This is a genomic window from Candidatus Xianfuyuplasma coldseepsis (genome assembly GCF_014023125.1).
Classification (GTDB): Bacteria; Bacillota_I; Bacilli_A; order Izemoplasmatales; family Izemoplasmataceae; genus Xianfuyuplasma; species Xianfuyuplasma coldseepsis.
Genome location: NZ_CP048914.1, coordinates 1,180,511 through 1,200,414, shown reverse-complemented (window position 1 = coordinate 1,200,414; position 19,904 = coordinate 1,180,511). Strand labels below are relative to the sequence as shown.

At 32.2% G+C, this 19,904-nt stretch carries 24 protein-coding genes; all 24 read right to left on the bottom strand.

From position 1 onward, the window contains the following. Window positions 1-45: 45 nt before the first annotated feature. Window positions 46-1,941: an ATP-binding protein gene (locus G4Z02_RS05760; protein WP_258877066.1), complete on the bottom strand. Its 1,896-nt coding sequence runs from the start codon at window positions 1,939-1,941 to the stop codon at window positions 46-48. Window positions 1,942-2,031: 90 nt separating this feature from the next. Continuing rightward, entirely contained in the window at window positions 2,032-2,205 is a 174-nt protein-coding gene (locus G4Z02_RS05755) for a hypothetical protein (RefSeq protein WP_258877065.1), read from the bottom strand. Then, the gene (locus tag G4Z02_RS05750; RefSeq protein WP_258877064.1) at window positions 2,154-2,939 is read right to left on the bottom strand and encodes a 3'-5' exonuclease; all 786 of its coding nucleotides are present in this window, start codon (window positions 2,937-2,939) and stop codon (window positions 2,154-2,156) included. The genes G4Z02_RS05755 and G4Z02_RS05750 overlap by 52 nt, the downstream gene beginning before the upstream one ends. A gap of 465 nt (window positions 2,940-3,404) precedes the next feature. Continuing rightward, complete coding sequence (locus G4Z02_RS05745) at window positions 3,405-3,587, bottom strand: hypothetical protein (protein ID WP_258877063.1); 183 nt, start codon at window positions 3,585-3,587, stop codon at window positions 3,405-3,407. Window positions 3,588-3,756: 169 nt separating this feature from the next. After that, window positions 3,757-4,152, bottom strand: a complete 396-nt coding sequence (locus G4Z02_RS05740; protein ID WP_258877062.1) for a hypothetical protein — start codon at window positions 4,150-4,152, stop codon at window positions 3,757-3,759. Window positions 4,153-4,435: 283 nt separating this feature from the next. After that, window positions 4,436-5,284: a hypothetical protein gene (locus G4Z02_RS05735; protein ID WP_258877061.1), complete on the bottom strand. Its 849-nt coding sequence runs from the start codon at window positions 5,282-5,284 to the stop codon at window positions 4,436-4,438. Window positions 5,285-5,802: 518 nt separating this feature from the next. Then, the gene (locus tag G4Z02_RS05730) at window positions 5,803-7,389 is read right to left on the bottom strand and encodes a recombinase family protein (RefSeq protein ID WP_258877060.1); all 1,587 of its coding nucleotides are present in this window, start codon (window positions 7,387-7,389) and stop codon (window positions 5,803-5,805) included. Window positions 7,390-7,595: 206 nt separating this feature from the next. Next, window positions 7,596-8,030, bottom strand: coding sequence for a GNAT family N-acetyltransferase (locus G4Z02_RS05725; RefSeq protein ID WP_258877059.1), 435 nt, complete (start codon window positions 8,028-8,030; stop codon window positions 7,596-7,598). Then, complete coding sequence (locus tag G4Z02_RS05720; RefSeq protein ID WP_258877058.1) at window positions 8,020-8,550, bottom strand: GNAT family N-acetyltransferase; 531 nt, start codon at window positions 8,548-8,550, stop codon at window positions 8,020-8,022. Before G4Z02_RS05720 ends, G4Z02_RS05725 begins: the two co-directional genes overlap by 11 nt. A 33-nt stretch (window positions 8,551-8,583) precedes the next feature. Next, window positions 8,584-9,345 (bottom strand): nucleoside phosphorylase, encoded by a 762-nt coding sequence (locus G4Z02_RS05715; protein WP_258877057.1) that lies wholly within the window; start codon window positions 9,343-9,345, stop codon window positions 8,584-8,586. 14 nt (window positions 9,346-9,359) lie between these two features. Further along, window positions 9,360-9,836 (bottom strand): NUDIX hydrolase, encoded by a 477-nt coding sequence (locus G4Z02_RS05710; protein WP_258877056.1) that lies wholly within the window; start codon window positions 9,834-9,836, stop codon window positions 9,360-9,362. A gap of 11 nt (window positions 9,837-9,847) precedes the next feature. Continuing rightward, window positions 9,848-11,683, bottom strand: a complete 1,836-nt coding sequence (locus tag G4Z02_RS05705; protein ID WP_258877055.1) for an aminoglycoside phosphotransferase family protein — start codon at window positions 11,681-11,683, stop codon at window positions 9,848-9,850. Window positions 11,684-11,739: 56 nt separating this feature from the next. Continuing rightward, a complete protein-coding gene (locus tag G4Z02_RS05700) occupies window positions 11,740-12,186 on the bottom strand; it encodes a JAB domain-containing protein (protein ID WP_258877054.1) in 447 nt (148 codons plus the stop codon). A gap of 32 nt (window positions 12,187-12,218) precedes the next feature. Beyond that, window positions 12,219-12,596 (bottom strand): hypothetical protein, encoded by a 378-nt coding sequence (locus G4Z02_RS05695; RefSeq protein ID WP_258877053.1) that lies wholly within the window; start codon window positions 12,594-12,596, stop codon window positions 12,219-12,221. Then, window positions 12,596-12,910, bottom strand: coding sequence for a single-stranded DNA-binding protein (locus tag G4Z02_RS05690; protein ID WP_258877052.1), 315 nt, complete (start codon window positions 12,908-12,910; stop codon window positions 12,596-12,598). The genes G4Z02_RS05695 and G4Z02_RS05690 overlap by 1 nt, the downstream gene beginning before the upstream one ends. 2 nt (window positions 12,911-12,912) lie before the next feature. Beyond that, window positions 12,913-13,191 carry a hypothetical protein gene (locus tag G4Z02_RS05685; RefSeq protein ID WP_258877051.1) on the bottom strand — a complete coding sequence of 93 codons (279 nt, stop codon included), beginning with the start codon at window positions 13,189-13,191 and terminating at the stop codon, window positions 12,913-12,915. Window positions 13,192-13,547: 356 nt separating this feature from the next. Further along, complete coding sequence (lgt, locus tag G4Z02_RS05680) at window positions 13,548-14,447, bottom strand: prolipoprotein diacylglyceryl transferase (RefSeq protein WP_258877050.1); 900 nt, start codon at window positions 14,445-14,447, stop codon at window positions 13,548-13,550. A gap of 250 nt (window positions 14,448-14,697) precedes the next feature. Beyond that, entirely contained in the window at window positions 14,698-15,276 is a 579-nt protein-coding gene (locus G4Z02_RS05675; RefSeq protein WP_258877047.1) for a hypothetical protein, read from the bottom strand. 2 nt (window positions 15,277-15,278) lie between these two features. After that, complete coding sequence (locus G4Z02_RS05670; RefSeq protein WP_258877046.1) at window positions 15,279-15,749, bottom strand: hypothetical protein; 471 nt, start codon at window positions 15,747-15,749, stop codon at window positions 15,279-15,281. Window positions 15,750-15,829: 80 nt separating this feature from the next. Continuing rightward, window positions 15,830-16,270, bottom strand: coding sequence for an OsmC family protein (locus G4Z02_RS05665; protein ID WP_258877045.1), 441 nt, complete (start codon window positions 16,268-16,270; stop codon window positions 15,830-15,832). Window positions 16,271-16,304: 34 nt separating this feature from the next. Next, window positions 16,305-18,320 carry a copper-translocating P-type ATPase gene (locus G4Z02_RS05660; protein ID WP_258878707.1) on the bottom strand — a complete coding sequence of 672 codons (2,016 nt, stop codon included), beginning with the start codon at window positions 18,318-18,320 and terminating at the stop codon, window positions 16,305-16,307. Between the two features lie 322 nt (window positions 18,321-18,642). After that, window positions 18,643-18,831 carry a (2Fe-2S)-binding protein gene (locus G4Z02_RS05655; protein ID WP_258877044.1) on the bottom strand — a complete coding sequence of 63 codons (189 nt, stop codon included), beginning with the start codon at window positions 18,829-18,831 and terminating at the stop codon, window positions 18,643-18,645. Between the two features lie 106 nt (window positions 18,832-18,937). Then, window positions 18,938-19,330: a heavy-metal-associated domain-containing protein gene (locus G4Z02_RS05650; RefSeq protein ID WP_258877043.1), complete on the bottom strand. Its 393-nt coding sequence runs from the start codon at window positions 19,328-19,330 to the stop codon at window positions 18,938-18,940. Continuing rightward, window positions 19,327-19,860 carry a CueP family metal-binding protein gene (locus G4Z02_RS05645; protein WP_258877042.1) on the bottom strand — a complete coding sequence of 178 codons (534 nt, stop codon included), beginning with the start codon at window positions 19,858-19,860 and terminating at the stop codon, window positions 19,327-19,329. The genes G4Z02_RS05650 and G4Z02_RS05645 overlap by 4 nt, the downstream gene beginning before the upstream one ends. Window positions 19,861-19,904 lie beyond the last annotated feature (44 nt).

The following is a 19,904-nucleotide window of genomic DNA, read 5'->3' as shown; positions in this document are numbered from 1 at the left end:
CCCATTCTTAAATAGGACACTTATATACCTATAAAACAATCTTTGTTAGTTGCTTCTATTCTTTAATATATCCAAAAATGTGACATTTCTATCCTTAGCATCTCTTACTATAGTTTTTATATCAACAATATACTGGTGAGTATCATTGCGTTCAAAATATGCATAATACACCTTATACTCTGAACCTTTATTAAACAACAATGTATATCTGTCTTGATTTTCAATAGTTTGTGCGAAGTAACTATCTATATCCGTAATAATATACGACCAAATTGTCCCAGTTTTTTCGATGTTTTGTCGTAAAGTAACAACATTGTTAGGCAACTCGGTTATAGCTTTATTCTTTTCGTCGTTAGATGCAAACACACCTTTTATTTCTACCACTACAGCGTTTCTGTATTCTGAATCAGTATTATAATATACAGTTAAGTCAGGTCTCCGTCTATGGTCAGCTTTAACAGTTGTTTCAATACCTAGTTCATTCTTTATTTGGTTAACAGTCTTATCGCTTGCTGCATAGTAATATGTCATAAACTTGTCATCTAATAACCATAAGTTACTTTGAAGATAGCTATCATCACCTCTAAACGAATCAGTTTTCATCGGCATAAACAGATTGTGGATAAAAGATTCATTCTTGCTTTCATCACTTAAAGATTTCTCTAAAGCATCTGTAATTTGGTCTCTATATAAAATATATTCAGCTAATTCAGCAGCTGCAACTGTACTAACTTCATTAATTGCCTCAATAAAATTATCAGTCGGAACATTGTTTTTCTTTAGAATCTTCTGGAATTTCATTCGAGTTTCGCTTTTGCTGTTTTCAAATTTCTTTCTAGCGTTCTTAATAATAACATCTTTATCACCGATGATGTCGTCTTCAGTTTCAAAATATATTGCCAAGTGTGGTGCTTCATCTCTTGCTTTTTCTAATTCCCTTTTGGTTGCTTCAATTAGTTCTGGGTACTCTTGAAATATTATATGACGGAGTTGATCCTTAAGATCAGTATTAATCATCTTCAAAGTGACCGGATTATCCAAGTTAGGATCTTTTAACCCTTTTAACCCAGGTAGTTCATTCCTACTATCATCGTCTCTCTCATCAAAATACTCTGATGTAACTAGTAATGTTAATGAAGAGTTATTTGGAAAAGACCCATTAATACCTAAATATGATAAATTTATCTCCTTAACGGTTCTAAAATTCGCACAATAGAATGCTTTAATTTCTGATTTTTGATCATCAAAAAACTCATAATGCATTTGAAAATCAAAAACTTCGTTGGTAATATCGCTATCAACGGTAAAATCAGATTCTTTGAGATCGGGGATATCATTTGGACTTATGCTTAGTTCTTCATCGTCTAAATGCAGATTTATTACATAATGTCTCCCCTCTTCTTTTAGTAAAACTAATTTCAATAAAAGGTGATCAATAATCGCTTTCTTAATCAGTTCAGCATTCGCTTCTACTCGAATATCCCTCTTTCTCTCTACAATGTCATATAGTCTTACAACCGTCTTCGATTCTTCAATTGAAAGATCCTCCACATTCAAATCGCTATCATCAAAATTAATGTTGAAAGGAATATTAACTTTACAGCCCTCAGATGCAACCATACTTTCAATTTCTACATGTTTAAAAATATTCAGCCAAGTAAACCTTCCACTTCCCTTTGCACCTAACTTAATCTTATTATTAGTCCAAAGCTCTAAAAATGCATCTCTGTTTTTCTGCGTAAATCCTTCTCCATTATCGATAACAGTATAACTATTTACCAAATTAGGTGTATGATCCAATGTTTTTTCGATATCAAATATCACCTTAATATCTGATGCTCCAGCCTCAATTGAGTTTACTATTGTTTCATATAATGGTTGCAAGAAATTAATCTTCCTATTAGAAAGAACATTAACTGCTTTTTGTAAATTAACTTTCATACCCCATCTCCTATATTCAAAATTTCTTTATAAAACACTCTAATCAAATTATACCATTTTATAAAGAAATAAGTAAGTCCATATTAGGACCTACTTATCATCTTTTTCTTCGCCTTTGTATTCATCGTTGTTAGGGTTCAATTGATCAGCATGGTTATCCAAATCATCTTGATAAGCGTCATTATTAGGGTTATTTTGATTTGCATAGTCATCTAATTGTTGTTGCGTATGTGTGTGTCCTGATACTCCGCCTCTTTTAGCCATTTCTTCAACTCCTCTCCTAATTGATTGTTATGAATACCATCATTCTTGAAAGTCTGATGTAAATTCCCATTCTGTTTTGGATCATCCTTAATCCTCATATCATCAAATATCCGTTTATTGACATACCTTTCTTTCCCATTCTCCATTTTGTAGACTTTATAATTCCTAGCATGATACATAAATATCTTAGATTTGAATCTCAGGTAGTCTAAAGCATACTTGGTTTCACTGAGTAGTTTTTTACAAACTTCAAATGTAGTAACAGCATCTGATAACCCATTATGGGGATTCTCGTTTATATAATCTAGATGTTCAGCAAGTTTACTTAGTCCTGAAATTCTTTTACCAAGTAATGTATCTGAAATCTCTCTTAGATCATAGAATCGGAAATCATATGATGCCAAATCATATCGTTTACAACTTTCATGAAGCATAAATGCATCATTCGCTGTATCATAGCCAATGCATACATTTGATGACACCAATCGTTTAATTTCATCATAGTGATGTGGAAACAATTCCGCTTTTGCCATTAACTCGGCATCAATAGGGCAGGGTATTTTTTGATGTACTCCATCCTTTCGAAAATAGTACTCAGCATCTGGATTAATGATAATCTCCCTCTGTTCAATAATATTGAAGTGCTTATCTGTTAGTACATATCCAAATGAATAAATCTTTGCAGTCTTATCATGTCTATTTGCTGCCTCGATGTCGAAAAATAAATAACTCATAAAATCATCCCTTCTTATGTGTATTGAATATATAGAAACAAAAACGACCATACATAACATCAATCAAAAGAGCAACTCGTGCTTCTTTTCATTGATATCAGTATAGTCGTGCTTTTAACTCATGCGTTATTCAGCTAGACAATTTGTCTAGTCGGATAGCAATTTGCGATCCATCACATCCACAATTCATAATCATGGTCTCAATCATCAAATAGGGCGCCACTGCGTTATCCTCTTGAATCTTTGAGAAACACTATCTAATATTCCAATATTCTTATAGGAAAATGCCTACAGGGCAGTATTGTAACATTGGCTAACCTCTATCGCATGAAATATGGTTGCCTGCATCAAGGAGAAGATGCAACAATTGTAGTTTCCTATAGTTTTATTTTAAACCTATTTATTTTTCTTGTCAAATCTTAGCATAAAGAAAAAGAGTGAAAAAATCACTCTTCAATCTTGTGTTCAAAGTTTGTCTAGGCTCCCAATCCAATCAGATAGTAGTTCATCCAATATCTCTACGGTGGATTTTCGTTCGAAGTTATCATATGGTATCAGATGCTTGTAAACTTTCCCTCTAAAACCACGTTCTTCGGTAATATCATATCTTCTAACTTTTCTAGGCAATTGGGAGAGATCGATTTCCATTTCTGAACCTTTTAAATCGATTACTTTTACATTTCGGCTACTAAAAAACTTTCTTGTACTGATTTTAGCTTTGATTATTCTGTCAGTATGTGGAAATACTGCGCTGTAATATAATTGTGATTTTATTTTGGTGAGAATGAATACGGGATAATATCTTCTCATATTTACATCATAGCCCTAAGCAAAGAAACCAATACTTCTTAAAGTAATCTAATATGTCATATGGTCCCCAGTTTTCTTGATCTTCCTGGAGTATAAAGTTTAACCACTCATTATAAACGTATCCATCCAATCTTGAATCCTGTTCAATGTCATACTCCCGAAAACTCCAAGGTAGCATTCCTAAATCAATAGGCCCAATAACACAGCCATACTTCATAGGTTGCCCTATCTTTCTAAAATACTTCGTAGCTTTGTTTCTTGCTTCCGTTTTGTTGTAGGCTCCTGGCAAACAAGTTCTAAAACACCAATAATCACCATCATGCCACAGATTGAATACAACGTACAATTGTTTGTATAGTAATTCATGCAGCTCTTGCTTTGTTAAATCTTCCATTTTTTTCATTATATTTTCTCCTTAAGTTTTATTTTGGTCTATAGGAGAAGTATTATTGTTGTGACTCTAAACCAATAAGTTTTGTGCTGTTACAGTTCCAGCTCTGTTTTGAGACAAAAAAACACAAACCGTTCAAAAACTAGTTGTTTTCGATGAAATGGTTTGTGTTATGTCTTTTATTCACTTTTTTGCAATACTTGATTGCACCTATAGTTTAGTTCAGAAATAGAGTGATGTCAAGTTATTTGTACACTACATTCTTCTTTCTATCTAAGATAGAAATTTATTCAAATCATTTCCATGTTCTATTAGCTACGTATTTCAAATTATGGTTTTTTCCATCTTTACGTACAATTTCCGCTATAATTTTCCATCCAACAAGATCAATTTTACTTTTGAGCCACTCTGGCAGATCACTTATTTTCATAAACCCTTTATGGTTGTCATTAAACAAAACGAGAACACCGTGTTTTGTACTACCAATTATTTCACCTTCAATAAAATCCCCCATCTGGACATAGTTGGATCTATTTATAACATACTCATTTTGGTTTCCCTGTATGTCATTATCATTTGATAAAACTTTGTCTTCGTATTTTTTATCTTTTATAAAATACTTTCCACCAGGAGTAATTCCATACTCTTCAGGTTGGGACTCATTCATACAATACTGACAAAAAATATGATCCTTTCTCTCATCATAAATTAGGGTACCATTTGCATCACATTTATTGCAAACTAGATTTCCCCAGACTACAGATTCATTGTTCTCAATACTCGATTCGTGTATAACATCATCTTTTTCAGATTCTTCTTGATTTGCATCATCAATTACTCTGACAAATTCTCGATATAACTCATTACCCTTCACTCGTGAATTCTCATCATAAATATACTCAATTCTTCTCATCACATTTTTAACCATATCAATCTGATCTTGAACCAAACCTTTGGTGAAACGGTCATAATAAGTAAATCTACAAAAAAGCATCATGAGCTCTTTGTTTTTGCATGATAGTTTTTCTTCAAACTCTTTCATATTATTGTATACTGTTGGTCTTTTCACATCAAGCTCATCGGCAATGTCAGTTATTGAATATCCAGATTGAAAAAATACTTTCCTCAAATCAAACTTCTTCATAAGTTTTACCCCCGATAAAAATCTATTGTTACTATAATTATACCATACTCTAATCATGGCATTTTCTATCTTAAAAGGCCCTCCCTAGATAAGAGTCATATTCGATGTGAATGATTTGAAACTGAAGCTAATGACAGAGCTTTAAATTCTGATTCTGTGAAGTAGGATGTATGATTCCCAACTATTATTTCAATCACCTTATACAATCGAGTCTACAACTTTGAAGCGTTGGCAAAGTTTTCGTCTTACAAGAATATCCTTAAATGTAAAATCAGTTTACACTTAGAGGAATCACTCAGAATTATTTGTGGTGTAAAGCGAGTTTACAGTTCTATTTTTTCAGTATGTAATATCATTTTACACATTAACTAGTTACCACATTTGTAAAATCATTTTACACATGTGCATAACCCTTTTACAGTCTATCATAACTACTTCTTTTGATTCATGGTATGTACCTGTTCAAAGAACCATAGAAGTCTATGGTCCTCCGAACAAATCAATACACCATTGGTTCCTTACTTTGTTTGAGTAGGTCGATTAAGAATACCATACAGCATCTCGTCATAGCTTAATTGGATGTCCATCTGTGCGGTAGACTTGTTGGTAATGTCAATACGACTCACTATAAGACGGATCAGTTCTTTGACTTTGAGTCTCTCAGATTCAACCTTAGTTTTTAGGATTGATGAGATATCTGATAAGAACGATTCAACATCCTGTTTCGTGATAAGAAGTGACTGTGATTTTATATCATCAGTACCCTCAATAAGTTCAGACATCAGGTGTTGGTACTCCTCTGTTCTATCTTTGATTTTTTCAAGTTCTTCCTTAAGCTCAGAAGCAGTAATTAATCCTTCTCGATGCATTGACAATACCTCAGATTTCAGTCGAGAACGCTTTTCAATTTCAATCTCTAAGATGCGTCTTTTACCATCAGCACTATTTTCATCGATGGTATTTTCAGTGATGTAATTATATAGGGTCTCTACTAGTTCAGGTGAGTTCAATTTCTTTGCTATTTTCTTAATGGCGATAGGATCAATTAAGTCTACTCTGATACCATTCGCATGACATGCGGTCAAACCCTTATTGTGAAATTGTGAGCAGCTATAATATAGTCTTTCTACAGGACCATTTTTGGTCTTGTATTTTGTTTTTGAACCTGTCATTTTGCTACCACATTCAGGACATGCAAGAACACCAGCAAGAATGTATTTTCCAACCGGTGCTTTTCGTCGTTGATTCTGTTTCATTTTCTCTTGAACTTGGTCCCAATCTTCTTTTGTAACGATTGCATCGTGGTTCCCTTCGACTATTATATGCTCTGTGGATAATCCTTTTCTACGTTTAATATTCCAGTCTTTATATTTCCCATATCTAATATATCCAGCATATAGTGGATTATCCAAAATGGTCTTGATTGTATTGATTGCGAAGAGTTTATTTTTTTTGGTTCGAACTCCTGCCTTATTTAACTTGTTGGTAATGGCTTTGTATCCATATCCACCCAGGTACATCTCAAATATCGTTCTAACAACTTCACCTTCTTGTTCGTTAATAACAATCTTCATAGTTTTCTTCTCAGAAGTTTCATCAAGTACTCTATCATAACCAAAGATGGGTCCTGAACCGTACATCTTACCTTCTTTGGCACGACGTTCAGCACCAGCACGGGTTTGCTCAATAATGATATCTCGTTCCATTTCAGCAAATAGACCCATCAGAGTAATCATTGCTTTTCCCATTGGGGTTGAAGTGTCAATATTATCATTGATTGCTCGAAAGGAAACATCTTGTCTTTTTAGGTCATATACAATGTTTAGTAAGTCTCTTGCGTTTCGAGCTAATCTCGATAATTTCGTCACATATACTTTTGAAATAAGGCCAAGTTCTACATCCTTCATCAGACGAATCAAACCTTGTCTATTATCAATTTTTGTTCCAGAAATTCCACCATCTCGATATACAATATATTCTTGTTTTTCTCGTTTGACTTCTTCGATAAGTTTCTCTTCTTGATCTTCAAAGGAGAAACCTTGTTTTAATTGTTTATCGGAACTTACTCTAATATAGATTGCGATTTTCTTATTGATTTTGTTCATTGGTTTTCTCCTCTCTTTCTTTTTCTAATTTCATTACTAGTAACTGATATAACAGTTCTAGTATTTTATTATTTCTAAGATTTTCCATGTGATACACCTTCCATCATTAATTTTTAATAATGGACTGTTAGGTGTTCCATAGAAGACTAAGAAATAGACAACAAGCAAATTAAAAAGCCTAGAAATTAATTAATCTAGACTTGTAGTTATTTGATTTCCATCATATAGTGTGTAGCAGTTTCATCGAAAATTGTAAAACCTAATCTATGATACAACTCAGTAGCTCTTGTGTTCGACTTAAAACTACCTAATGTTAATCGTTTACGTTGATTTCTAGCACCAGTGATAAACGCATTAATCAATTCTGAACCGATACCACGCCCTCGAAACTCGGGTTTAATATGTATTTCTGTAAGATTGATTTTATCAGGATGAACAGATAATTGATAAAACCCTATAACATTCCCTTCATTTTCTATAACAGTTAATTCTTCGATAATAAATGAATCATTAAAATCATTTATTTGATATGTTTCGTCCCACCCCCATATTTCATCAACATACTTGTAGTTGGAGTTTTTCTTAAGATCGTATATGCATTTTTTATCTTCTATTGAAGCTTTTCTTAGACTATATTTCATATGATTCCCCAATTTTCAAACCGGCTATGTCTAATGTCATTCTTATTTCAACAATACTTGATCCATTGTTTAAGTTGACAGTTTTTTCTTTTCCGTCCTTTTCAAATCCTATATGTTCATAAAATTTAATAGCATGACTATTCGTCTTTAAAACCCATAACGAAATATTTGAATACTCTCTGAGTTCTTTGAAACACATGTTCATAAGTTGCTTCCCAATGCCTAATCCATAATACTTTTTAAGTACATATATTGCATTTATCTCGCCTGTATCTTCAAGATCATCGTCTCTACATTTTAAGTAACATGCAAATCCAACTATCTTATCATCGAAAAGGGCGACATACGTGTTCTGAGGATATTTCCTAGCTGTTTCTACACAATTTGTAAGTGTTCTTGAATCTAAATAGTTTTGATCAATCAAACCTGTATAAGCCTCATTCCATGAATGATAGTGAACATATCCTTTTCCTTCAGCATCATCAATTGTTGCTTTTCTAATAATAATATGATTTTTCATTGAACCACCCCACTTGCATACTTCTTTTAATTGCTATATAGCAATTTTCATTGCAATATCAACTGCAATCTTATTCACTATATCTTTAATCTTTCTTCTTTCAACTAAGAAACCACTCCATGTATCTTGTTTAACAATATCCGAGAAGTACAATATTTGTGAGAATTGTATGTCTCTAAATTTTGCAACAGCAGCCATTCCAGCACATTCCATTTCAACAGCAACTGCACCTTGTTGTTTTCTAATCTCTATTCGAGATTTCGTTTCTCTATAGAAAGCATCTGTTGTCCAAACTATGTCCTCTTTAAAATCTATATTCATTGCTTTAAGTTCTTTTTCTACTAAAACATTTAGTTCTTTGTTTGTTTCTACATATACTGAAGGTTCCATATAATGATATGACAATCCTTCATCTCTAATTGCTTTTGATACTAATATAACTTTCTTAGGATCAAATTCACCTATTAGCCCACTACTTCCACAAGCTATAACTTTTTTAATACCTATTGCTATTAACTCTTCAAGCAAGCCACCCGCAGCAGCACTACCCAATGGTGCATATGACAATACTATTGAGTCTTTATATAAGTATTGTTGCAATCTATATGAAGCTCCAACAAATCTAAATAAAGGTTTTGCATCTTTAAGTAAATCTTCATCTGGATGTCCATCAAATAGCATAACTGCTGTATCAATGTGCTCTGGTAGCTTTTCACAGTCATCTAGAATAATGTTCGGACTTATTACACCAGTTTCATTTAATCCTCTGGTTTCTAATATAGGTGCTTTTTTCATACCAACTCCCCCTCTTATTTCAAATACTTTCTCAACTCTGGAATAACGATAAATTCTCTTTGCATCCAAGTATCGTATTTATAGTTTTCTGTATGTGTAGCATATGCTTGTTTCAAACCCTCCAAAGATAGCCATCTCAATTCCAAGTCTTGATCTATTTCGTGATCTGTTCTATTTGTGTCATCAACTTCCTTAATTAACTCACAAACAAAATAGTTATGAATAATCCTAATTTTAGGATAATTGCAATCTAAAACTGCAATTTGTTCAATTGGTTTCACAATCAAACCTGCTTCTTCCTTTGCTTCTCTAATGCAGGCTTGTTCTAATGTCTCATTTTCTTCTACCCCACCACCTGGAGTTATGTACGCATTGTATTTCTTCGAATATAATATAGCTACTTCATTTCCCTTAAGAATAAGTGCTCTTGATGCAATCTTTTTCCTAACTTCTTGATTAAATGCTGAACTGTTGACTCTAATTTCTAACATAATGACCCTCCCTAATATTTACCAATATACCATCCAGGACTTCTATATAAATCGTCCTTAATACTGAATATCTCTTTAATTATTTTTACACTTTTATCTATATTGTCTGGATCAAACTTCTGCACCCAAGGAATAGCTGCAATGGTTAATAGTAAATCATAGATATTATATTTCAGGAAAAAATCTTCAACAGGAATTTCATCTAAGTATCCGTCTATATAACCTGATGCAAAATATGGACTAATCTTGGCATTATGCGGGGTGTTATTCCTAAAATCAGTTAATAAAGATCCTGGGCGTACACGCTCAAAATCAATGACTCCTTTATACTCACCTTCTTTAAATATCATATTAAACAGGTGATAATCCGCATGTGTTTGAACACCCAATAATGAATATAGATGATGTATATTAGATTTAACTACAGTTATAATATCATCTATTTCAGGCAATAACTTCTTAACATTATTTTCTAGTGCTGCTTTAATTTTTGCATTCATGTAAGTATTTAAATGTTGTTTCATATCAAATTCTGGAAGTGGATATGCTTTATGGAACTTTACAATCTCCTTTGCAGCAATAATACCAAGTTCATATTGTCTTCTCTTAGAGTAACTTTCTATTACTTCAAGCCCATTCTCTCCATCTATATATTCTGTTATATAATATCCATAGTTTTGATCTTTAATAAGTTTAATTGGTTTTTGACACAAAGCTACTTTGTTAAATTCCTTTTGAACCCGAAACACTTCTTTGAATTGTTCGTATTTATCACGGGGGAAAACTCTAACAACAAACTTATTATTAACAACATATTTCTGATCCAATGAGAAACCTTTTGTCAACTCTTCAAAGGTTGAAATATTCCCATTTATAATTTCTTGTAATTGAACCAATCTTTCTAGACTTCTGCTTACATACCATTTCGGCACTAGTAAATCACCGTATGCATTATGTACTGACATCATAAATTCAATGTCATCTTTCATTTCTTCCAAAGTATACACATCTGGTTTAGCAATTGGATTGGATGATAGTAAGTAGAGATACATGAATAATTTGATTGATTTCCAAAAATCGTTCGGTATCTTATTCTCAAAATATCCATCAACAACACCTGAACAAAAGTGTGGTACTTCAATGATTGAATCTAAGAATAGGAACTTAAAATCCAAATATGCATTACCATATGATAATTCGCTGAAATCAATGAGACCATTGAATACTCCATTCTCTATCATAACATTTGATAAATGGACGTCATTATGAATGATTGTTGTATTCTGTGAAATTAAGTGTTTGTAATCTTCTATATATTGAGTGGCGGTTTTCTCATATTTTTCAGGTAACGAGTATCCTAACTCTTGTGATTTTAGGTGGTATTCATTCATTCTAACTAGGTACTTGTTTTGCAGTTCATTACCAGCATCATAATCAAGTTTTAATTCTTTCAAAGAGTGAAGCTTCCTCAGTAGTATTCCCAACTTCAAGCCAACAGTATATTGATCTTCATAAGATAGTTTTGATGCAATTTCATCCACTGTAGAACCACCGATAAAGCTGGTTATTCTGTAACACTTTTCATCAAATCTACCATTTGCAATATACTTAGGGACTTTGAGAGCGAGCTCATCACACTTAATCAAGACCTTCTTAATTAATTCTTGTTTTTCACACGTGTGCATTGATGAAATTCCTCGATCTGGTTTATCTTGAATCAATCGGAATAATTGTATCTTATCTTCACTTTTACATATATACTTGATTTCACCTGAATAGTTTGAGCCATACTGTTTTATTTCAGACGATTTAGTAATTTGTTTTATTCGATTTATATAATCATGCATGTTACCACATCCTTAGTGCTAATTATACCATATTATAATTCTTACAAAAAGAAGATTTAGTATGCACTAAACTCCTTTGGTATATGTTCTCTAATAGAGTAGTATTCACCTTTTGAATTGATGATTAGATGATCTACAAGTTGAATATCTAACTGAGAACAGGCTTTCTTTATGTTCCGTGTTGTTTCTATGTCATGTGGTGATGGTGTTAAGTCATTACTAGGATGATTGTGTCCTAAGATAATTGAAGTTGCATTACTGAGTAACGCAACCTTCATAATGTCTTTGGGAGAAATCACAATATGATTGGTAGTACCTTTATAGATAGTGGAGTAATGTGTAGGTCTTCCTTTGGTATCTAAACAGATAATACCTAAACATTCCTGACTATTATCCCCAAACATTTGTGTAAAGATGTGTGCACCTTTTTCTGGTGATGTAACGGTATCTATTGATACTCTCTTGGTACCTTTGAACTTGAGATAGGTCTCAACAATCTCCATGATTACTTCCATTGTTTTGTCTGTGCAACTGTTCAAGAGTCTAGTTCGTAGAATCCAGCATACTTAATGATTGCATCCTTTCTGTAGATTTGTCTTGTTTTCTTATATCCAAGAGTTGCAAGGATAAATCCTACGTGGTACCCGATGCATTGCTTGTCAAATCGATTTAATACTAGTTTTTCCAGCTCTTCTTTGTAGTACGTAATAAATGTATGAACCGGTGCAATGTTGAATGATAGATTAAAAAGCATCAGTTTTATGAGGAACTCATCCTGTAAACTTGAATATAGTAGTGTCCATAAGTCAGTTTTCTCATAATAATGAGTTAAAAGTGGTGATTTACTAGTTTTGAGGTTGTAAAAGTAGACGTCCTCGATGACGTCCATTTCCACATAATGTGGGTTTACCATCAATTTTCACTTTTCTTGGTATTGATGAAGGTTAACTTCTCTGCAATGATGGTATGCAACGTTATCTCATCATTTGCAACGATTCTCTTTTCGGATGCAATTCTGGCTTTTACTCCAACGGTGGATTCCTCACTCAAATACTCTTTTGCCGTTGCACTCAAATGCTCCGATAGTTGCACATCAAGGTTGTCTACTTCATATTCTTCAGTATCTGGATCCTTATAGTTGCGTGCAATTCTTAAGGTTAGAATGGTTGTCTTATTCTCCTCTTTGATTTGGACAACTCTTCCGACTAAAATACATTGATTTAACATACTTATTGTTTCCTCCTGTCATATTGATTTCTCTTTACTTGTTTCCCACCAAATGCATATTCAAAGTTATCACTGTTAAAATCAACCACATTAACACTTTCTGTGACAATCACGGTTTTATCCTTGGTATAGGTTTCTGTCCTTCTAGATGCATTTAACAGTTGATTCTGATGTCCCTTTTGATATCTAATTCGATTATCAAAAGCAAGGGGTTTTGTGATACTTTGATTCTTTGGATAATTACTCTTTTTCTTTTGGGGATAGTACTTTTTCTTTTCCATAGATTCTCCTCTCTTTGCATAGAAAAAGACCAATAACCGAAGTTATTGATCTTGTGTTTATTTCTTTATGGACATAACTATAATATATTTTTATTCTATATAATATACCGAGAAATCATAATATATCCATGGATTTCAACCTTTATATACTATATATATAATTTTATATTGTATTTGCTATATATAAGATACTATTAGTACGAAAATGGCCCCTAGTTACTCAGCCGGGGCCAAAACTGAGTGTAATATTACTATATAACGCCATATACCAGAGCGCTTAACATTCTCCATCAGGGAGTGATCTTATCGTTTTAATACGTCATTTTATATTTATTTATTGAAAAAAATATTTGTTCTTATTCTTCTATGGAAATTTTCTTCTGATTTACTACATCAATATACAAAGGTCTTTTCAAAGTGAATCTAGTTATCAACAGATACCCAACGCCTAAAACAATCAATGCTATTGATACAATCTGTGCAGTTCTTAATCCTGTATTTCCAATATATAAGCTATCTGTTCTCATTCCTTCTATAACAAATCTTCCTATAGAATACCATATAGCATAAATCGCAACTAAATCTCCTGAACGAATGAATTTTGTTCTTCTCAGGATTACAATCATTATGAAACCAAAAATATTCCAAAGTGACTCATATAAAAAAGTTGGATGATAATAATTTAGTCCATCAGGACCATATAAATACATATTATCTACTACAAATTTAGGTAACTTCAATGTGTTACTTAGAAACTCTCTTTGCTCATCTAAAGTTAGTAGAGGTTCTTCGTTCATTAATCCACCAATGACCCCTCCGTGAGCCTCTTGATTAAAAAAGTTCCCCCATCTTCCGAATGCTTGTGCAATAATAAAACCTGGTGCCATTATATCAAACACTTTAAATACATCGATGTTTTTGTACTTGGTGTAAATATAAGTTGCAATAAAGGCTGTAAATATTCCTCCATGAATAGCTAATCCACCATCTTGAATTGTGATTATCTTTATAATATCAAAACGATATCTTTCCCACTCGAAAATAACGTACCATAATCTAGTCCCTATAATACTTATTGGTAATATTATTAGTAAACCATCAATTATTGTATGTGATTTTATACCTAACTTCTTTCCTTCACGAATACCAAGCGTAACAGCCACCACAATACCAAGCATTATCATCACACTGTACATGTACCATACAATAGGACCAATCTCAAAGAACACATTGGGCAGAGGGTCATAAATATGCATTAAATATCACTCCTTTTCCGATTTCCTATAACTATAATAGAAACAAATAGTAATACATAACCTAATATAAAATATTGTAGATTATCTTCCAAGAATCCTATCTCGTCACCTAGAATTAAAATTGCTAGGATAGATAAGTGTAAAAATACAACTAATGATTTTCCTACACTAAAACTTTTTCTAGACTCGTTACTATGATTAAGATCCACTTTACTCATTGATTCTTTACTATTCCCACTACAACAACTCATCATAAATCACCTCCTAGAATAAGAATATTAATTAGCAAATATAGTCCATAACCTGAACTCGCTAGTATTGAAGTCCAAACATAAATTTTTCTAATTTTTAATAAACTAATATCTTTAAGAAACTCAAATGTCGAAGGAGTTTCGTACACTTTATGTTTTTTTATATGAATCAGAATATTTATAATCGATAGAATTCCAAATAGTATACCTACGATTAGAAAGAACACCTGAAATTCAACCAAGAATATTGTAAATGCAGAGATTCCAATCAGTGGTATGAATTCTGTGACATGATGGATGCAACAAGCCAGCATGGATGTTGTACTTATCCCACCTGATAATGCGGTTTGTCCTTTAGTCATCTTCCTTTTATTATTTATACCTCTAACAAAAGTAATTAATCCAATCTGAACTCCAAAAATTATAATTAGTAGAGAAAACCAAATAAACTTAGAAATAAAATCATCAATTACATAATATAATGGATTAAATATTAACATGATACCGATATAGAGAATCAGCATCATAAAAGATCCTATACCTCCATATATATAATGTTTATTTTTTTTAACAGACATCATCATTCTTCTAGATACCAATCATAATTATTTAAATTCCAAAGAAACTCTTTTGCCTCTTCATTCTCAAAATCGAACTTAATTGTTATAGATGCAATATCCGTTTCTTGAACATCAATATCTTCTTTCCTAATTTTTAGGCTATATGATATATGATGTCCTGTTCCATTCTTTTGTAATATCGTATGCTTGTTTGAAATAAGTTTATCTGAGAAATATACTTCAATATCTTCAATAAATACAAGGTCTTCTAATTCAAGTGTATGTGTATCAAATTTCATTTCAAATATCCAATAATCTTCATCATTTAAGATCATATTCTCAAACGTTATTTGATAGTCTATTGCTTCGCCAGATGAATACTTCGTTGCAGTTTCATTTTCCAATAAAACATTATCTTTTATGTAATTTAATGAGTAATATGCTCCAAATAGCGTTATTACTATTACTGTACTAAACTTTATCAACTTCATAAAACCAACTCCTTCTAATGTATTGAGTATTTCATAAAAAAAGATGATTATGCTTAACTATCATCTTCATTTAATGATACCTATATTATCACTATACCAGCGTTTACAAGTCTTATTTCATTCTCTATTGAATCTCCAACTGGACAAGTTCGCTCCATAAATTCAACAAATTTTTCCATTTTTTCTCTTGGTTCGTTTGTCTTGAAATGCATTGTGTATCGTACTTCTTGGAATCCAGGTCTAACATCCGCTTTTCCTAAAAATCCATCTAAATCAATATCTCCTTCAATTTCAACAAAGAAATCTTCGAAAGTTACGTTGTGACTAGCTGCAAATGCAGTCGCTACAATAGCCTGACATCCCCCAAGTGCACAAAGTAACACTTCTACTGGACTCATCGAAGTATCCATTCCTCCTAAACTTTTAGGTTCATCAATACTGATTTTAAAGTTCCTTGATTCAGCTTCTACCTGTAAGCCTTCCGGTGATTTTATTGCTTTTGCTTTGTATGTAGTTAGCATATTTTATTCTCCTTTTTAATTTCTGTATTTTTTACTATCCTTTAAATAGTCTTGCATTTATTGCCACTATAACTGTACTCAATGACATTAAAACTGCACCCATTGCTGGACTTAGCACAATACCAATCGAGTATAAAACTCCTGCAGCCAATGGAATAGTTACAATGTTGTAACCTGCAGCCCACCAAAGATTTTGTTTCATTTTTCGATATGTCGATCTAGATAAACTAATAATTGATACAACATCTTCTGGATCACTTCTCACAAGAATTACATCTGCAGATTCTATTGCCACATCTGTTCCTGCTCCAATTGCAATTCCTAAATCAGCAGTAACTAATGCAGGGGCATCATTAATCCCATCACCTGTCATGGCTACTTTTTTATATCTAGTTTTAAGTTCTTTTATAATCTCTGCTTTTTCATGTGGTAGTACTTCTGCGTATACTTCATCAAGTCCAAGTTGATTTGCTACCCAATTTGCAACCTGTTTGTTGTCTCCTGTAAGCATTATAGTTTTGATGTTCATTTCCTTTAATTTCTTAACAGCACTTTTTGCACTTTCTCTAACTTCATCAGCCAAAGCATAGAATCCAATAAGCTCATTATTTACCAATACAAATGAAATAGTCTTACCTTCGTTTGAAAGTTTTTTATACTTGTCTACGGGATACTTTATCTTTTCATCTTCCATATAACCTGGACTTATAACATGAACTTGATTATTCTCGACTATACCAGTAATACCTTTACCAGTAAGTGATTCAAATTTAGTAGGCTTAATGATTTTTGTGTTTTTATCTTTTGCACTTTTTAATAAGCCAATAGCAAGCGGATGACTAGATTGAGATTCCAATGAAGCAGCATATTTTAATAGTTCTTCTTCTGTATGGCCTTTTGCTAGGACAATATCTGTCACTATAAAGGCACCTTTTGTTAGTGTTCCTGTTTTATCAAAAACAATCGCTTCAAGATTTCTGGCTTCTTCAAAATTAGCACGATTACGAATTAGTAATCCGTTTTGAGCAGAAATTGCTGTTGATCTAGCAACTACCAATGGTGCAGCTAATCCTAGTGCGTGAGGACACGCGATTACCATAACTGTAACCATTCTTTCCAATGCATAAGAAACATCTTTTCCTATAATAATCCATATAATGAATGTAATTACACCAACACTTACTGCAACGTAAAATAGTAACTTGGCTGCTCTGTTAGATAGGTCTTGTGTTCTAGACTTTGATTCTTGAGCTTCTTTAACTAAATCAATAACCTGATATATATAACTATCTTTACCAATTTTTTGTACTTGAACAGTTAAACTCCCAGATCCATTAATCGCTCCACCTATTAATAAATCGCCTTTTTTCTTCGTTACTGGAACAGATTCCCCAGTTAACATTGATTCATCAACTGTTGATTCACCACTTAAGATAGCACAATCAACTGGTATTTTTTCACCTGGTTTAATTAATAGTTTATCGCCTTTTTGAACTTCATCAGTTCTAATGGTTTTAACATTCCCATTTGAGACAATTAGATGGGCTTCACTAGGTATCAATTTAACTAGTTTCTCAAGAGCGTTTGATGCGCTCATGACAGATTTCATTTCAATATAGTGACCTATCAACATAATATCTATCAAAGTTGCTAGTTCCCAAAAGAAATTACTTCCTTCTAAGACAAATATTGTCAATGCGCTATACAGATATGCAACTATAATTGCCAAAGCGATCAGGGTCATCATACCTAAGTTTCTTTTCTTAACCTCATCTACTGAACCTAATAAGAATGGTTTACCACCATAAATAAACACAAATGTTGACAGTGCAAATAGTATGTAACTATCACCAATGAATGATAACTCAAATCCCAAAAAGTCTTGTATCATTGGAGACAATATAAGAATAGGTATTGTCACCAACATGCTTATAATAAATTTGTTTTTATATTCAATTAACATATGTGAGTGATCATGACCTGAATGATTGTGATCCTTATGATTGTGATCCATATGGCTTTCATGATTCATATGATTGTGTTGATCCATTTTTTTCATGTTTTCTCCTCCAAAAAGATTAATCTTCAATTATTGATTTTGTAATTTTAATTTTTTAGTATTAATTACATTCATATATTTGTCAACCTTACTCTCATCTAACAAGAACAAAAAGACATATAACCCTGTAATCAATAACATATATACACTTATTTTTTGTAGAAATTTCATAATATCAACTCCTTATATCTACATTGTCTAATAATAATATTAAGTAATTATGAAGATACTAAAAAAAGACAGATATTTTGTCTGTCTTTACGTGTTAATCTATAAAAAAGCAAACACTTTTTTTGTGAATTTCAAAAAGAATTTACCCTTTAATTTCTTCTTCTAACAATATTTTAAATAGTTTCTCATTTTTTTCTTTACAAGGTGGACAATCCGTCCCGATTTTTGTTATTTCTTGCAGGTCTTCAAAATTATCAACACCTAAGATTATCTGCTCTTTTACATCTTCAAGTGTTACATTGTGGCAACAGCATAATACTTCTTTTTCCATTGTTTTCTCCTTTTATTATAGATAACACTTTACTGGATGAAAATTTAGGGGAAGTGTGTAAGGGAGAAGAGAAAGCATCCAGTAAATATAATGTTATCATTTTATATTACATTTGGTTAATATATTCAACTGCATCATGTAACTGAGTTACAGTACACAATATAATAACTCCGAAATCTTCATCATTAAATCCAATTATACTTATTTCATTATTAAATAAGTATGTTGTAAATGTTTCATAGTTTAAGTCATCATCTAGTTTGTCATCCCATATTGTATGTTCTTCAATATCTAATACAGGTGTCTCATTATCTACTACATAATTAATACTATCTAGAATTCTTTTTATTTTGTTTACTTGATCACTACTTGTATTAATAAGTACTGAATTTTTACTCATATCTATTTTTACTACTTTATAGTTGTTTGCTTCTAACTCTGCATTAATTTTAAGTTGACAGTGTCCGCATGACATGTTCGTTACTATAAGTTTGATCATGTCAATTGCATTGTTGTCTCACAAGTTGGTTCTCCTGCTTCTGTTGAAATTAATTTAACTGCAGTTAAATCACCTTGTGTAATTGTCAATGTTCCTTCTAAGTCTCTTGGTAACCACAAATCAATAAAACCATTACTCATCGACATCATACTCTCTGATACAATGATGTTGCCATCTAAATCAATAAATTCTACATGAAACTCTTCTTGTTTCATTTCGCCTCTACAACCTGTAGCGCTATGAAATGCACATTCATGTGTCGTGTCAATAAATGGTGCAACTGAAAGATAAAACTCATCTTCAGGCATATCAACTGATATTCTTGTATCATCCAAAATTACTACTAGCTCATCATCATAAACTGATAATCCAAATCCTTCTACTTCGATACTTCCATCAGCTACACCCATCAATATCTCTTTACCACTCATACCTTCTAATCCTACACTTGCTAGATCATTGTTACTTGAACATGCACTCAGTGTTAATGTTACAAGTAATACTGTTACAATCAATATTATTTTTTTCATATTATTCCTCCTATCATATACAAATATACTACTCAAATGTTAAG

Coding starts and splice junctions, on each gene's coding strand:
- G4Z02_RS05760 (WP_258877066.1), bottom strand. CDS start 1,941: ATGAAAGTTAATTTACAAAAAGCAGTTAATGTTCTTTCTAATAGGAAG.
- G4Z02_RS05755 (WP_258877065.1), bottom strand. CDS start 2,205: ATGGCTAAAAGAGGCGGAGTATCAGGACACACACATACGCAACAACAA.
- G4Z02_RS05750 (WP_258877064.1), bottom strand. CDS start 2,939: ATGAGTTATTTATTTTTCGACATCGAGGCAGCAAATAGACATGATAAG.
- G4Z02_RS05745 (WP_258877063.1), bottom strand. CDS start 3,587: ATGGAAATCGATCTCTCCCAATTGCCTAGAAAAGTTAGAAGATATGAT.
- G4Z02_RS05740 (WP_258877062.1), bottom strand. CDS start 4,152: ATGAAAAAAATGGAAGATTTAACAAAGCAAGAGCTGCATGAATTACTA.
- G4Z02_RS05735 (WP_258877061.1), bottom strand. CDS start 5,284: ATGAAGAAGTTTGATTTGAGGAAAGTATTTTTTCAATCTGGATATTCA.
- G4Z02_RS05730 (WP_258877060.1), bottom strand. CDS start 7,389: ATGAACAAAATCAATAAGAAAATCGCAATCTATATTAGAGTAAGTTCC.
- G4Z02_RS05725 (WP_258877059.1), bottom strand. CDS start 8,030: ATGAAATATAGTCTAAGAAAAGCTTCAATAGAAGATAAAAAATGCATA.
- G4Z02_RS05720 (WP_258877058.1), bottom strand. CDS start 8,550: ATGAAAAATCATATTATTATTAGAAAAGCAACAATTGATGATGCTGAA.
- G4Z02_RS05715 (WP_258877057.1), bottom strand. CDS start 9,345: ATGAAAAAAGCACCTATATTAGAAACCAGAGGATTAAATGAAACTGGT.
- G4Z02_RS05710 (WP_258877056.1), bottom strand. CDS start 9,836: ATGTTAGAAATTAGAGTCAACAGTTCAGCATTTAATCAAGAAGTTAGG.
- G4Z02_RS05705 (WP_258877055.1), bottom strand. CDS start 11,683: ATGCATGATTATATAAATCGAATAAAACAAATTACTAAATCGTCTGAA.
- G4Z02_RS05700 (WP_258877054.1), bottom strand. CDS start 12,186: ATGGAGATTGTTGAGACCTATCTCAAGTTCAAAGGTACCAAGAGAGTA.
- G4Z02_RS05695 (WP_258877053.1), bottom strand. CDS start 12,596: ATGGTAAACCCACATTATGTGGAAATGGACGTCATCGAGGACGTCTAC.
- G4Z02_RS05690 (WP_258877052.1), bottom strand. CDS start 12,910: ATGTTAAATCAATGTATTTTAGTCGGAAGAGTTGTCCAAATCAAAGAG.
- G4Z02_RS05685 (WP_258877051.1), bottom strand. CDS start 13,191: ATGGAAAAGAAAAAGTACTATCCCCAAAAGAAAAAGAGTAATTATCCA.
- lgt (WP_258877050.1), bottom strand. CDS start 14,447: ATGCATATTTATGACCCTCTGCCCAATGTGTTCTTTGAGATTGGTCCT.
- G4Z02_RS05675 (WP_258877047.1), bottom strand. CDS start 15,276: ATGTCTGTTAAAAAAAATAAACATTATATATATGGAGGTATAGGATCT.
- G4Z02_RS05670 (WP_258877046.1), bottom strand. CDS start 15,749: ATGAAGTTGATAAAGTTTAGTACAGTAATAGTAATAACGCTATTTGGA.
- G4Z02_RS05665 (WP_258877045.1), bottom strand. CDS start 16,270: ATGCTAACTACATACAAAGCAAAAGCAATAAAATCACCGGAAGGCTTA.
- G4Z02_RS05660 (WP_258878707.1), bottom strand. CDS start 18,320: ATGGATCAACACAATCATATGAATCATGAAAGCCATATGGATCACAAT.
- G4Z02_RS05655 (WP_258877044.1), bottom strand. CDS start 18,831: ATGGAAAAAGAAGTATTATGCTGTTGCCACAATGTAACACTTGAAGAT.
- G4Z02_RS05650 (WP_258877043.1), bottom strand. CDS start 19,330: ATGATCAAACTTATAGTAACGAACATGTCATGCGGACACTGTCAACTT.
- G4Z02_RS05645 (WP_258877042.1), bottom strand. CDS start 19,860: ATGAAAAAAATAATATTGATTGTAACAGTATTACTTGTAACATTAACA.